Origin of the sequence: Halioglobus sp. HI00S01 (genome assembly GCF_001635445.1) — a bacterium.
Lineage (GTDB): Bacteria > Pseudomonadota > Gammaproteobacteria > Pseudomonadales > Halieaceae > Halioglobus > Halioglobus japonicus.
The window spans coordinates 126,800-139,906 of record NZ_LWEE01000010.1 but is presented as its reverse complement, the minus strand read 5'-3'; the positions used below and the strand labels follow the sequence as shown (position 1 = coordinate 139,906).

At 59.8% G+C, this 13,107-nt stretch carries 10 protein-coding genes; 4 read left to right on the top strand and 6 right to left on the bottom strand.

What is annotated here, in order from left to right:
- Positions 1 to 123: 123 nt before the first annotated feature.
- Complete coding sequence (locus A3709_RS02635; protein ID WP_066049668.1) at positions 124 to 1,593, bottom strand: glyceraldehyde-3-phosphate dehydrogenase; 1,470 nt, start codon at positions 1,591 to 1,593, stop codon at positions 124 to 126.
- A 151-nt stretch (positions 1,594 to 1,744) separates the two neighbouring features.
- On the opposite strand from A3709_RS02635, the gene mfd reads away from it, so the two are divergent.
- Entirely contained in the window at positions 1,745 to 5,209 is a 3,465-nt protein-coding gene (gene mfd, locus A3709_RS02630) for a transcription-repair coupling factor (protein WP_066049665.1), read from the top strand.
- Positions 5,209 to 6,243: a CsiV family protein gene (locus tag A3709_RS02625; protein ID WP_066049662.1), complete on the top strand. Its 1,035-nt coding sequence runs from the start codon at positions 5,209 to 5,211 to the stop codon at positions 6,241 to 6,243. The genes mfd and A3709_RS02625 overlap by 1 nt, the downstream gene beginning before the upstream one ends.
- Positions 6,244 to 6,268: 25 nt before the next feature.
- On the opposite strand, the gene A3709_RS02620 is transcribed toward A3709_RS02625, so the two are convergent.
- Both A3709_RS02620 and A3709_RS02615 read right to left on the bottom strand, forming a co-directional pair.
- Positions 6,269 to 7,021 (bottom strand): S-methyl-5'-thioinosine phosphorylase, encoded by a 753-nt coding sequence (locus A3709_RS02620; RefSeq protein WP_066049660.1) that lies wholly within the window; start codon positions 7,019 to 7,021, stop codon positions 6,269 to 6,271.
- A complete protein-coding gene (locus tag A3709_RS02615) occupies positions 7,018 to 8,112 on the bottom strand; it encodes a mechanosensitive ion channel family protein (protein WP_066049656.1) in 1,095 nt (364 codons plus the stop codon). The genes A3709_RS02620 and A3709_RS02615 overlap by 4 nt, the downstream gene beginning before the upstream one ends.
- Before the next feature lie 273 nt (positions 8,113 to 8,385).
- Here A3709_RS02615 and A3709_RS02610 point away from each other — a divergent pair, with 273 nt between their 5' ends.
- Positions 8,386 to 8,703 (top strand): DUF6763 family protein, encoded by a 318-nt coding sequence (locus tag A3709_RS02610; RefSeq protein WP_066049653.1) that lies wholly within the window; start codon positions 8,386 to 8,388, stop codon positions 8,701 to 8,703.
- Between the two features lie 68 nt (positions 8,704 to 8,771).
- Positions 8,772 to 9,374 carry a transcriptional repressor LexA gene (lexA, locus tag A3709_RS02605; protein ID WP_066049650.1) on the top strand — a complete coding sequence of 201 codons (603 nt, stop codon included), beginning with the start codon at positions 8,772 to 8,774 and terminating at the stop codon, positions 9,372 to 9,374.
- Positions 9,375 to 9,476: 102 nt separating this feature from the next.
- Here lexA and A3709_RS02600 read toward each other — a convergent pair whose 3' ends face one another.
- The 3 genes from A3709_RS02600 to topA all read right to left on the bottom strand — a co-directional run bounded on the left by A3709_RS02600 (position 9,477) and on the right by topA (position 13,019).
- A complete protein-coding gene (locus tag A3709_RS02600; RefSeq protein WP_066049648.1) occupies positions 9,477 to 9,737 on the bottom strand; it encodes a hypothetical protein in 261 nt (86 codons plus the stop codon).
- A 172-nt stretch (positions 9,738 to 9,909) separates the two neighbouring features.
- Positions 9,910 to 10,371, bottom strand: a complete 462-nt coding sequence (locus A3709_RS02595) for a DUF6586 family protein (RefSeq protein WP_066049645.1) — start codon at positions 10,369 to 10,371, stop codon at positions 9,910 to 9,912.
- Positions 10,368 to 13,019: a type I DNA topoisomerase gene (gene topA, locus A3709_RS02590; RefSeq protein WP_066049881.1), complete on the bottom strand. Its 2,652-nt coding sequence runs from the start codon at positions 13,017 to 13,019 to the stop codon at positions 10,368 to 10,370. The genes A3709_RS02595 and topA overlap by 4 nt, the downstream gene beginning before the upstream one ends.
- Between the last annotated feature and the right edge of the window lie 88 nt (positions 13,020 to 13,107).

Sequence of the window (13,107 nt, the reverse complement as noted above, 5' to 3'; positions counted from 1 at the left end):
TTTCCTGGAGGTAATTGGAGTGACTTGCAAGAGTCTTCGGGCTCTCACAAACCGAACAGTCCGCCCAAAACCAAAAACGCCCGAGTGGAAAACCACCCGGGCGCTCGTTACGCGGCGAAGGAATCAGCCCTCTTTCGGATAAACCGCGTAGTCGATACCAGCCATCTGCTCGAGGATGCGGTGCACCTGGCAGGAATAGCCGAACTCGTTGTCGTACCAGAGGTACAGAACCGCCTGGTTGCCGTTCACGATGGTGGCCTGGGCATCGAAGATACAGGCATGACGTGAGCCGACAAAGTCGGTGGACACCACTTCCGGCGAGCTGGAGTAGTCGATCTGCTTGCGCAGCGGCGAGTGCAGGGCCATGTGGCGCATGTACTCGTTGACTTCCTCGGCGGTAGTTTCCGTGTTCAGGGTCAGATTGAGGATCGCCATGGACACGTTCGGGGTTGGAACGCGGATCGCGTTACCGGTGAGCATGCCGTTCAGCTTGGGCAGTACCTTGCCAACGGCTTTGGCAGCACCGGTCTCGGTCAGAACCATGTTCAGCGGGGCCGCGCGGCCGCGACGATCACCCTTGTGGTAGTTGTCGATCAGGTTCTGGTCGTTGGTAAACGCGTGTACGGTCTCGACGTGGCCGGCTTTGATGCCGTACTTGTCGTCCATGGCCTTCAGCGGGGGCGCAATGGCGTTAGTGGTACAGGAAGCAGCAGAGATGATCTGGTCGCTGTCGTCGATAATGTCGTGGTTAATGCCGTGCACGATGTTCTTCAGGTCGCCCTTACCGGGGGCCGTCAGAATCACCTTGCTCACCCCGTTGCTCTTAAGGTGCTGGCCCAGGCCGTCTTCGTCGCGCCATACACCGGTGTTGTCGACAACAATCGCATTGTTGATGCCGTAGCGGGTGTAGTCGATCTCAGCGGGGTCATTGGCGTAAATCACCTTGACCTCGTTGCCATTGGCAACAAAGGACTGACGCTCCTCGTCCACGCGAATAGTGCCATTAAATGCACCGTGGATGGAGTCGCGGCGCAGCAGGCTGGCGCGCTTGACCAGATCGTTGGGGGCTTTGCCCTTGCGCACGACGATGGCACGCAGGCGCAGGCCGGCGCCGCCGTCAGTTTTGTCGATAAGAATGCGGGCCATCAGACGACCGATGCGGCCAAAACCGTACAGGACAACGTCCTGGGGACCTTCAAGGGGCTTGTCATCGGAATCGATATCGTCGGCCACTTCCTGGCGTACGTACTCTTCAATGGACAGGCCTTCGCCCATACCCTTGTCGTAGTAGTTGACGGCGATACGGCCAACGTCAATGTGGGCCGGGCCCAGGTTGAGTTTGGACAACTCAGTGATCACAGGGAAAGTTTCGAACTCTGACAGTTCGTTCTCTTCCACCTGGCGCACATAGCGGTGGTCTTTCATCAACTGCAGCACGGAAGCGTTGACCATGGATTTACCATAGATGTAACACTTCACGTTCTTTTCACGGGAAAGGGTCCCCACCAGGGGGATCATGCCCTCGGCCAGGGCCTCGCGCTCCTTCCAATCAGAGAAGTAATCGTCCGGGCGCTCTCGTTTGCGGTCTGTCACGGTGTGTTGTCCTGCGGTGTTGTGTGTGTCGGGGGCGCGTATTATCCAGCCTAGCACGCCCTGATTCAACCGACCCGTCACGGACATATTCACGGACCGGGGTCTGGCACGATACAATGCGCGCCCGCAAGCACGAGCCAAGTCTGCACACATGTTTACATCCCTGGTCGCCAACACGCCCTGGCCAGAAAAGCCGGGCTCCCGCACCGCAATGGGCCCCTTCTACGGCGGCGCCGACGCCCGCTGTATTGCCGAACTCGCCAGCCCCGAGCGCCTGACTGTGGTGATCACGGCCGATACCAGCTCGGCCATCGCCCTGGAGCGGGAACTGCCCTTCTATCTGGATCGCGAGCTCGACATTCTGGCCTTCCCCGACTGGGAAACCCTGCCCTACGACAACTTCTCGCCCCACCAGGACATTATTTCCGAGCGTCTGCACACCCTGCATACCCTACCACGCACCCGGGGCGGCATTCTGATTGTGCCAGTGCCAACCCTCATGCACCGACTGCCGCCGACTCACTATGTGGCGGGCTCAAGCTTGGTGCTGGAAGCCAATCAGCAGATCGATATCGATAGTTTCCGGCGCGATCTCGAGCGCAACGGTTATCGCAACGTCGACACCGTGTTCGAGCACGGTGAATTTGCCCTGCGCGGCTCGTTGTTCGACATATATCCGATGGGCAGCCCCCTGCCCTATCGCATCGATCTGCTTGATGACGAGGTCGATACGCTGCGCACCTTTGATCCTGAGACCCAGCGCACGGTGGAAAAGGTTGAGGCCATTAACCTGCTGCCGGCCCGGGAGTACCCGCTGGATACCCGCGGTATCGGCCGCTTCCAGATGAACTGGTATGACGCTTTCGATGTCGACCACGACGCCTGTCCAACCTATGTAGAGGTCAGCGCGGGTCGCAGCCCCGGCGGCTGTGAATACTATCTGCCGCTGTTCTTTGACGAGTGCGCCACCCTGTTCGACTACCTTCCGGAAGATGCCGCGCTGGTAACCATCGGCGACCACAATGGCGCCGCCAACCACTTCTGGCAGGAAGTGGGCACCCGATTTGAAGAGTACGGCATCGATCCACGGCGGCCACTGCTGCCGCCGGACCGGGGCTTTGTGCCAGTGGATGAATTCTACGGAGGCCTGAAGGGATTCCCTGTTCTCGAGCTGCGGCACAACCCTGACGCGCCGGTCCATGCTGACAGCGGCGTGCTCCCCCCGCCAGACCTATCCACCGATCAGACCGTTGTATCCGCGGCCCAGAACCTGGCCAAGTTCGTGGAGACCCACGCCGGGCCGGTGTTGCTCTGTGCAGAATCCGCCGGGCGCAGGGAGATCCTGCTGCAATCACTGAAGGAACTCGGTCTGAAGCCGCCGGAAGTGCTTAACTGGCATGACTTTGTCACTTCCGGCCATGCATTTGCGATTGCGACCGCGCCGCTGGATCGCGGCCTGTATCAGGGGCCGGACGAACCCACCCTGGTCAGCGAATCCCAGCTGTTTGGCAACCGGGTGGCCCAGCGCCGGCGTCGCAAGGCAACCTCAGACGCTGCAGCCGCCAATGCTTTCCGCGACATTAACGAGCTGCGCGAAGGCGTGCCGGTGGTGCACCTGGAGCACGGTGTGGGCCGCTATGTGGGCCTGCAAACCCTGGACGTGGATGGGCAACAGGCAGAATTCCTTACCCTGGAGTACAACAAGGGTTCCAAGCTCTATGTGCCCGTGGCATCGCTGCACCTGATAAGTCGCTATTCAGGGGCCGACCCGGATGCCGCGCCGCTGCACACCCTCGGCTCCGAGCAGTGGGACAAGGCCCGCCGCAAGGCCAGTGAAAAGGCCAACGACATCGCCGCGCAGCTGCTCGAGGTGTACGCCCGCCGCGAAGCGCGTAAGGGCTACGAGTTTGAATGCGATCCTATCGCCTACGATAAATTTGCCGCGGCGTTCCCCTTCGAGGAAACCCCCGACCAGGAACAGGCTATCAAGGCCGTGGTGGAAGACATGTGCAGTCCGCGGGTCATGGACCGGCTGGTGTGTGGCGACGTGGGCTTTGGCAAGACCGAAGTGGCCATGCGCGCTGCCTTTATCGCCACCCAGAGCAAAAAGCAGGTGGCCGTGCTGGTGCCGACCACTCTGCTCGCGCAACAGCACTACCAGTCATTCTGCGATCGTTTCGCCGACTGGCCGGTTAATATCGAGGTGGTTTCGCGCTTCAAGACGGCGGCAGATATCAAGGCCGTCAGCGAACGTATTGCCGCAGGCAACACGGATATTCTGGTGGGCACCCATAAGTTGCTTCAGTCAGATTTCAAATTCTCCGACCTGGGCCTGCTCATCATCGATGAAGAACATCGTTTCGGCGTGAAGCAAAAGGAAACGATCAAAGCGCTGCGCTCGGAAGTCGACATTCTCACGCTGACAGCGACCCCGATTCCGCGCACGCTGAATATGGCCCTGGGCGGCATGCGCGACCTGTCGATTATCGCCACCCCGCCCGCGCGGCGCCTGTCGATCAAAACCTTTATTCGCGAGCACAACATCGCCCTGATCAAAGAGGCCGTGTTACGTGAAACCCTGCGCGGCGGGCAGGTGTACTACCTGCACAACGAGGTCAAATCGATCGAGGAAAGTGCCCGCAAACTGCGCGAGTTGCTGCCGGAGCTGAACATCGGTGTGGCCCACGGGCAAATGCGCGAGACTGAACTGGAACAAGTGATGTCCGCGTTCTACCACCAGCGCCACCACATTCTGCTGTGCACCACGATTATTGAAACCGGCATCGATATTCCCAACGCCAACACAATTATTATCGAGCGGGCAGACAAATTCGGGCTGGCGCAGTTACATCAGCTGCGCGGCCGCGTCGGCCGCTCCCACCACCAGGCGTACGCCTACCTGCTCACCCCGCCGCGCTCGGCGATTACCTCCGATGCCGGCAAGCGCCTGGAGGCGATTGAGGCTGCCGGCGATCTCGGCGCAGGCTACCTGCTGGCGACGCACGACCTGGAAATTCGCGGCGCCGGCGAACTGCTCGGCGATGAGCAAAGTGGCCAGATCCACAGCGTTGGCTTCGCCTTGTACATGGATATGTTGGAAAGGGCTGTGGCCGCACTTAAGCGGGGTGACATTCCCGATGTGGACGCGCCCCTCGACGCCGGCACCGAGGTCAATCTGCATATGCCGGCCCTGATTCCCGAGGACTACCTACCGGACATCAATACGCGTCTGGTACTGTACAAGCGCATTGCCGCCGCCGCAGACGAAGACCAGCTGCGCGAGCTGCAGGTAGAGATGATCGATCGCTTCGGTCTGTTGCCCGAGCAGGTCGGCAACCTTTTCCAGACCTCGCGACTGCGGCTCAAGGCACAGAAACTCGGCATTCGCGCCATTGAAGCGGGCCCCGGTGGTGGTAGTATCGACTTCAAGGAAAGCACCCGGGTTGATCCGCTGGCACTGGTTAAGCTGGTACAGTCGGACCCACGGGCTTACAAACTGGCCGGAGCCACACGATTGCGGTTTGATCGCGAGCTACCGGATAACCTGCAGCGCCAGGAGTTTATCGAGGGGCTGCTGCAGACATTTACCACCGACGCCAAGGACACTGCCGCTTGATGCCGCTTGCTCGCCACCTGCTCTACCCTACAGCCCTCTCCCTCTGCCTACTCAGCGCTGCAGCCCAGGCTAACGAACGCTGGTATCAGGTAGAGCTCATGGTGTTTGCCAATGAGACGGGCAGCGCCAGCGAACAGTGGGAACCACTGCCCCAGTTGAACTACCCGAGCAGCAGTCGTTTCCTCGTTTATCCCGCCCAGGTCGAAGCGCGCCTTGCCGAGCACCCCGGCGCGAGCAACATCGACGCCTACGGCCGCCAGTTAATCGTCATGTCAGCCCTCGAAGAGAGCACCAACATCCCGCCACTGCCCTCTCCTGATACTGCGGCGCCGGAAACAGCGCTGGAACCTGCGGTAACTGAGCCTGACCAAGACCCGCTGGAACCGCAGCAACTGTACCCGACGCCGTTTATCGCCCTGCCCCACGCGCAGCGCGAGTTTCACGGCAAGTCGGCGTATATGCAGCGCACCGGCAAATATCGCACACTGTTTCACGAAACCTGGGTACAACCGGTACAGCCAGAGGCCACGGCTATTCCCCTGGTACTGGATAGTTCCGGTGACATCCAGGACTGGCCGCGCCTGCAGGGTACGGTCACGCTGCACATTGCGCGTTACCTGCACGTTGAAACCAACCTCTGGCTGAATACGCGCGGCGACTACCTGCCCGGGGAATGGCGCATGCCGGCGCCGCCGCTGGGACCGCCCTCGCTTGTGGTGGAGCAACCAGAACCGAACATGGTCGAAGCACCTGAGCCCTACTACGTGAACCAGGTGCCGGCCGACCATAGCGTGTGGCCTGGAGACCCGAATGCCATACCGGACCTGGAGCAGGATATGGGCCCGGTATACCCATGGCGCCACGCGGTGGCCTTCAAACAAAAGCGCCGCATGCGCAGCAATGAAGTGCACTACCTCGATCATCCTCTGGTGGGGCTGGTAGTGAAGTTCACCCCGCTGGATGAAGAGCAGTTACACGAGATGGGGCTGGCCGAGCAGCGCTCAGACGCCGATACGATAGCGGGATTGGACTAGGCGGTTAAGCCGCACAACGATTCCTTCAGTCCGCCCAGCGAGAGCTGCGGCACAGACCTTCAACCAACGACGCAACTACGTCTGCTTCGCGCTCCAGCGTTGCTCGCATCATGTCCAGGGTGAGGGGTTTGTCATCGAGCCCGGCTGCGGCATTCACCACCATACAAATGCTCGCATAGGCCACACCCAGCTCCCGCGCCAGCGACGCCTCCGGCATACCCGTCATACCCACGACATCACAGCCGTCGCTGGCCATGCGCCGAATCTCCGCGGCGGTCTCCAGGCGCGGGCCCTGCGTTACGCCATGCACGCCTGCGCGGGCACAGGCAATGTCGCCACGGTCCGCTGCCTCGAGCACCGCATTGCGCAGCGCCGCATCATAGGGCTCGGTAAAGTCGATATGCATGAGCTCACCGCTCTCACCGGTGTCATAGGTGTGCTCACGCCCCCAGGTGTAATCGATAACCTGATCGGGAATAACCAGCCTGCCTGGCGGCATATTCGGGGCAATGCCACCGACGGCGTTAATGCCGATGATATGGGTGGCGCCCAACTGTTGCAGCGCCCAGAGATTGGCCCGATAGTTCACCCGGTGCGGGGGAATGGCCCGGGGGCTACCGTGCCGGTGTAGAAAGAATATCGTCGTGTCGCCAAGGCGCCCTTCCTGCACCACCTGTGACGGCTCGCCAAAGGGTGTGTCGACCGCGTGACGAGTGACAATGTCCAGCCCGCCGAGACGATCCACCCCGGTACCGCCGATCACCGCCAGTGCGCTCACGCTTCGCCCTCGGGGGCAATGTGCTCCAGCTGCAATGTCTGGGTGGGAAACGCCACATCGCCGCCGTTGGCGTGGATAATGTCGAGAATCTTCAGCATGACGTCCTGTTTGATCTCGTGATACGTCACCCAGTCGGTGGTCTTGGTAAAGGTGTAGACAAAGAAATCCAGCGACGATGGCCCGAAGGACACAAAGTTCACTATCAGGGTGCGCGACTGGTCAATCTCAGGATGGTTGCGCAGCATCTCCTTGACCTGGGTAACCACCGGCTCCATGAGCGCGGCGTCCTGGTAACGCAGGCCGATGGTCTCGTAGATGCGCCGGTTAAGCATGCGCGAGGGGTTTTCCACGGAGATCTGCAAGAACGTCGAGTTGGGCACATACAGCGGCCGCTGATCAAAAGTGCGAATACGGGTCAGGCGCCAGCCTATGTCCTCTACCGTGCCTTCAATACTTTTATCGGGTGAGCGAATCCAATCCCCCGCCGTAAAGGGCCGGTCCAGGTAAACACTCAGGCCGCCGAAGAAGTTGGCGAGCAAATCTTTCGCCGCGAAACCCACCGCAATACCACCAATGCCCCCAAAGGCAAGCAGCCCGGAGATCGATACGCCCAGGCTCTGCAGAATCATGAGCCCGGCAGTAATCCAGAGCACAAAGCGCACCAGCTTGGCCGCCGCGCGCACGGTGGCCTTGTCCGCCGACTGGCGGGTGCCGCGGGTCTCACACAGCAGCTCTTCCTCTACCCCGTGAATAAGTCGTTGCAGGAACCAGGCCAGCAATACCACCAGCGCAGTGTCGTAAGCCTGGGCGAGAAAGGCCTGCAGGGTTTCCGCCACCGGGTAAATTTCCAGGGCCAGATACAGCACCAGCACCCACAGCAGCACCCGCACCGGCATCGCCATCGCCGTGACGGCCACATCGTCCCAGTTGTAGTCTGTGGCGCTCGCGGCGCGGTGCAATTGTCGCACCAGCATTCCGAGGGCCAGGTGAGCCATCGCGCCCAGGGTCACCAGTAGGATCAGGGCCAAAAGCTGCCCCTCCAATCCCAGGCTGAGCGCGAGGCTGTCGAAAAGCGATCCAAGGCTCGTCACTGGCCACCTCTTCTAGCGCAAAAAGCACGATTTTTAGACAATTTTTTCATGTGGGAACCGCGTGTTTAGTCTCGAAAGATTATATAAATCAGCGGCACAGATTAAGTCATCTCTTGAAGTCCAGCGCAACTGCTTGATCTCTTTTGAAAAGAATTTCCGTCGCCGTAAAAGCTATTTCCATCCCTGTTTTTATAGCGTTATCACATAATGGACAGCCCACGCCAGCGTGATATGTTGGTCTGCGGCACACGAAAAAAGGGGAGGAAAATCTCCATGAAAATGCTAAGCCCCGTTGTCGGTGGCTGGTACAAGGATCTGCAAACCAATGCCTTATTCGAGGTGGTGGACTGGGATCCCAGTAACCTCACCATCGAAACCCAATATCTGGATGGCGAAGTGTCTGAATACGACCTCGATGCCTGGCGCGAAATGCTGCTGGAACGCGCGGAAGCCCCGGAAGACTGGCGCTCTGCCTTTGAGCTGGATGACGAAGACCTGCTGGACCCCGACCTGCCCATGCAACCGGAAGACTGGAATAGTCCACTGAACTCCATCGAGCCCGAAGCCATGTATGGCGTGGAGGATTTTTAGGCGTTGTTATCCGCTGCCCATGCTGTATATAATCACAGCACCTGTATAAATACACAGATGGGGCACACATGGACAAGCTCACCAAGCGGCAGCAACAGGTGCTGGATATTATCCGTGCACATATCGATGACACAGGCTTCCCGCCCACCCGGGCCGACATAGCCCGCGAACTGGGATTCAAATCAGCCAATGCCGCAGAGGAGCACCTCAAGGCACTGGCCCGCAAAGGCGCGATTGAAATTATCCCCGGCGCCTCACGGGGCATTAAATTGCCCGATACCCAAGGTATTCCCATCGTCGGTCGGGTGGCCGCCGGTAACCCGGTGCTCGCCGAGGAGAATATCGAGGAATACTGCGACCTCCCGCCCCAATTTTTCAAACCCGCAGCTGACTATTTCCTGCGCGTCACTGGCGACTCGATGATCGATATCGGTATCTTCGACGGCGACCTGCTGGCCGTTCACAGCACGCCCGTGGCCAATAATGGCGACATTATTGTGGCCCGCATCGAAGACGAGGTCACCGTTAAGCGACTGCAACAGGGGCGCGATAAGAACCTGCTGGAACTCCTGCCGGAGAACCCTGATTTCGAGCCCATCAAGGTCGATTTGCGCGAGCAATCGTTTGCGATTGAAGGCCTGAGTGTAGGTGTGCTGCGCCGCGGCAATTAGGCAGCGGACGTTTTTAAAAGCGGTAGGGGCTTTGACAGGCCCCTCAGGGGGCTGCAGATAGCCGGTGGCGCAACGCCCCGGCGGGATGTCGAATAACGCCTGTCAGTGCAGGACGCGCGGTGCCTCTGGCTCAGCGTAAGCTTCGGCATCCGCCTCAGCTTCATTCTGTTCCATGATATTGGCCGCGGCCTGAATTCCGGCCTGAATCATGGCCTTGGCCACTTCCAGTCCGTTTTCCATCAGGTACATGCGCGATTCGTCGGAGAACTGTATGGTCACCAGCGGCGCGGAATCATCGTCAGCACGTTGCAGAACGATTTCACCGTCGCCCAGGTCGACAATCTCCAGTAAGGATGCAGACACTCAATAAACCTCTGTTGTTGCGAACACTGCCACTTCATCATAACAGCAGCCATGGGTGCCCGATAGGGCTTATTCGGGAATAGTTGTGAACGGGTGCGCAGTTGCGGGCAGTGTGCGGCGACAGCAGCAAGAGCCGCAATAGACGCCTGAGCGCCCTGCTCCGGCCCCGGAACTAGTACTCGTCGAGGGAGTCGCCCATGCGGTCGAACAGCTGCTGTAGCAGGTTTGCCCAGGTCTCGGCCTGCTCCGGGTCGGCACCGGCGGCTGCCACCGCCAGGTTATGCATCGACGATGACTGCGGTGCATCACTCTCTGCCGATAACATGGCGCCAATCCAGCCCTCCCGCTCCAGGCGCTGGAACTCTCGAATCTCACCGGGCATGGCCTTGCCTGCGACTATCTCCGGTAATTCGGCAAGACATTGCGGCGGCGTCTCCGGCAATCCACCGGGCCGGGTGATTTCCACAAGAAACCAGCCGTAGGCATTTGTCAGGTGATTGCGCACCCCGGGCCAATAGGCACTGGCCAGGGTTTTGGCCGCCACGCTCTGGGTGTCGAGGTCACGGCGCCAGGCGCCAATCAGGATGCGGGCCAGGTACAACGCATGGTTGGCCTGGCCGCGAGCGGAACTCACTTTTTCTTCGCCCGACTCTTGCTCTGCTCAACGTCCCACTTACCGCCGCGGTAGTAGGCCTTCCAGCCGCTAGCCTTGCCGTCCTTCTCGGTCATGACATACTGCTCCTTGGTCTTACGGCTGTAACGCACCTGGGCACGATTGCCGTCGTCATCCTCAGTCGGCGCAGAGAATATGAACGTGTACTTGGGATCGATGGCTTCCTTGTGCGGCAGCAGCTCGTCAACAAACGGCGCACGGGTTTCCCGGTTGCGCGGGAACCCGCTGGCGGCGAGGAACATACCAGCGGCGCCATCGCGCAGCACGTAGTGATCGTCGACCTTATCGCATGCCAGCTCCGGCATCGGCACCGGATCCATTTTGGGCGGTGCGGGCTCGCCGTTGCGGAGCAGCTTGCGGGTATTCTTGCACTCCTCATTGGTACAGCCGAAGTACTTGCCGAAACGGCCGTTCTTGAGCTGCATTTCACTACCGCACTTATCGCACTCGAGGGTCGGCCCCTCGTACCCCTTGATCTTGAACTTGCCGTGCTCGACCTCGAAGCCGTCGCAATCGGGGTTGTTGCCACAGACATGCAGCTTGCGATCTTCGTCGATCAGGTAACTGTCCATGGCCGAGTTGCATTTGGTACAGCGATGGCGTTCCAACAGCTGGCGAGATTCGGCCTCGTCATCTGCATCCTCGCGGATGGCCTCATCCCCCGAGGTCAGATTAATGGTGTTCTTGCAGCGCTCTTTCGGCGGCAGCGCGTATCCGGAGCACCCCAGGAACACCCCCGTACTGGCAGTGCGAATTTGCATCGGACGCCCGCATTTATCGCAGGCGATATCGGTCATGGTGGGCTCATTGGGCTGCATGCCCACGGGCTCCGGTTCATTGGCCGTTTCGAGCAGGTCGCTGAACTCGGCATAGAAGGCGTCCAGCAGATCTCGCCAGTCGCGCTTGCCATCAGCTACGTCATCCAACCGCTCTTCCATATTGGCGGTAAAGCCGTAGTCGAGCAGGTCAGTAAAACTGCGCTGTAGTCGCTGGGTGACGATATCGCCCATCTTCTCAGCATAAAAGCGTTTGTTTTCCAGGCGCACATAGCCGCGATCCTGGATGGTGGAGATAATCGACGCGTAAGTTGATGGCCGGCCGATGCCGCGCTTTTCAAGCTCGCGCACCAGGCTGGCCTCACCATATCGCGGGGTGGGCTTGGTGAAGTGCTGGGCAGGATCGAGTTTCTTGAGTGACAGCGCGTCACCCTCTTTCAGATCGGGCAGTACCGTGTCGTCGCCTTTGCGCGCAGCAGGCGCCTGCACTCGGGTGTAGCCATCAAACCGGATTATGCGTCCCTTGGCGGTGAGCTCGTACTCGCCTGCAGCCGCGGTCACGGTGGTTGACGTGTATTCCGCTGCCGGCATCTGACAGGCCACAAACTGACGCCAGATGAGTTCATAGAGTCGCTCTGCGTCGCGCTCCATGCCCTTCAGCGAGGTTTGCGACACATTGACATCTGACGGACGAATGGCCTCGTGCGCTTCCTGTGCACCCTCTTTGGATGAGTACAGATTGGCGCTCTCCGGCAGGTAACGCGGCGGGAAGTTGTTGCCGATGTAATCGCGACAGGCGGCCACCGCCTCGGCACTCAGATTCGTGGAGTCGGTTCGCATATAGGTGATGTAACCGGCCTCGTAGAGGCGCTGAGCCATCATCATGGTCTTCTTCACGCTAAAGCCCAGCCGGGTGGAAGCGGCTTGCTGCAGCGTCGAGGTGATATAGGGCGCAGGCGGTTTGGAGCGCGTGGGTTTGTCCTCGCGCTTACTGACGGCGTAAGGCAGGGTTTCCAGCTCTGCGGTGGCGGCCAGTGTGGTCGCCTCATCGCCGGGGCGGAAATTCTCTCCCTTGTGACGCTTAACCTGAAAACGCACTTCCGAGGCATCCTTGGAGGCCAGGTCGGCGTGCACTTCCCAGTATTCCTCGGGAATAAAGGCGTGGATTTCGCGCTCGCGCTCGACGATCAGACGGACCGCGACCGATTGCACCCGACCGGCAGACAGGCCCCGCGCAACCTTCGCCCACAGCAATGGCGAGACCATGTAGCCCACCACGCGATCAAGGAAACGACGCGCCTGCTGGGCGTTCACCCGGTTCTGGTCGAGTACCGCCGGCTCTTCAAAGGCCTCGGTAATCGCCTTCTTGGTGATTTCGTTAAATACCACGCGCTGGTAGCGACTATCGTCACCGCCTATGGCCTCGCGCAGGTGCCAGGCAATGGCTTCTCCCTCGCGATCAAGGTCGGTCGCGAGATAGATAGCGTCGGAGTCTTCGGCGAGCTTTTTCAGCTCGTTGACCACCTTTTCTTTACCGGGGAGGACCTGGTAGTTGGCGTCCCAACCATTTTCGGGGTCGATACCCATGCGGCGAATCAATTGCTCGCGCGCTTTCTTCTTCTTGTGGGCGGCCTTCTCTTCCGGCCCCATCTTGCGGGTAATCGCCGCCTGAGCAGCCCGCTCCTTGGGATCTACCTTGGCGGTGGCACTGCCGGCGGTGGGCAGATCACGAATATGCCCCACGCTGGATTTAACCACGTAGTCCTTGCCCAGGTACTTGTTGATTGTCTTCGCCTTGGCGGGCGACTCGACGATTACGAGTGATTTTCCCATCTCATCCTGCTGACATTGGGTGCCGGGTGCGGCAGCAAAAAGGGGCATATATAAGGCCACCGCCGGGACGGGTCAAGAAAAATCGTGT

Coding starts and splice junctions, on each gene's coding strand:
- A3709_RS02610 (WP_066049653.1), top strand. CDS start 8,386: ATGAAAATGCTAAGCCCCGTTGTCGGTGGCTGGTACAAGGATCTGCAA.
- A3709_RS02625 (WP_066049662.1), top strand. CDS start 5,209: ATGCCGCTTGCTCGCCACCTGCTCTACCCTACAGCCCTCTCCCTCTGC.
- topA (WP_066049881.1), bottom strand. CDS start 13,019: ATGGGAAAATCACTCGTAATCGTCGAGTCGCCCGCCAAGGCGAAGACA.
- lexA (WP_066049650.1), top strand. CDS start 8,772: ATGGACAAGCTCACCAAGCGGCAGCAACAGGTGCTGGATATTATCCGT.
- mfd (WP_066049665.1), top strand. CDS start 1,745: ATGTTTACATCCCTGGTCGCCAACACGCCCTGGCCAGAAAAGCCGGGC.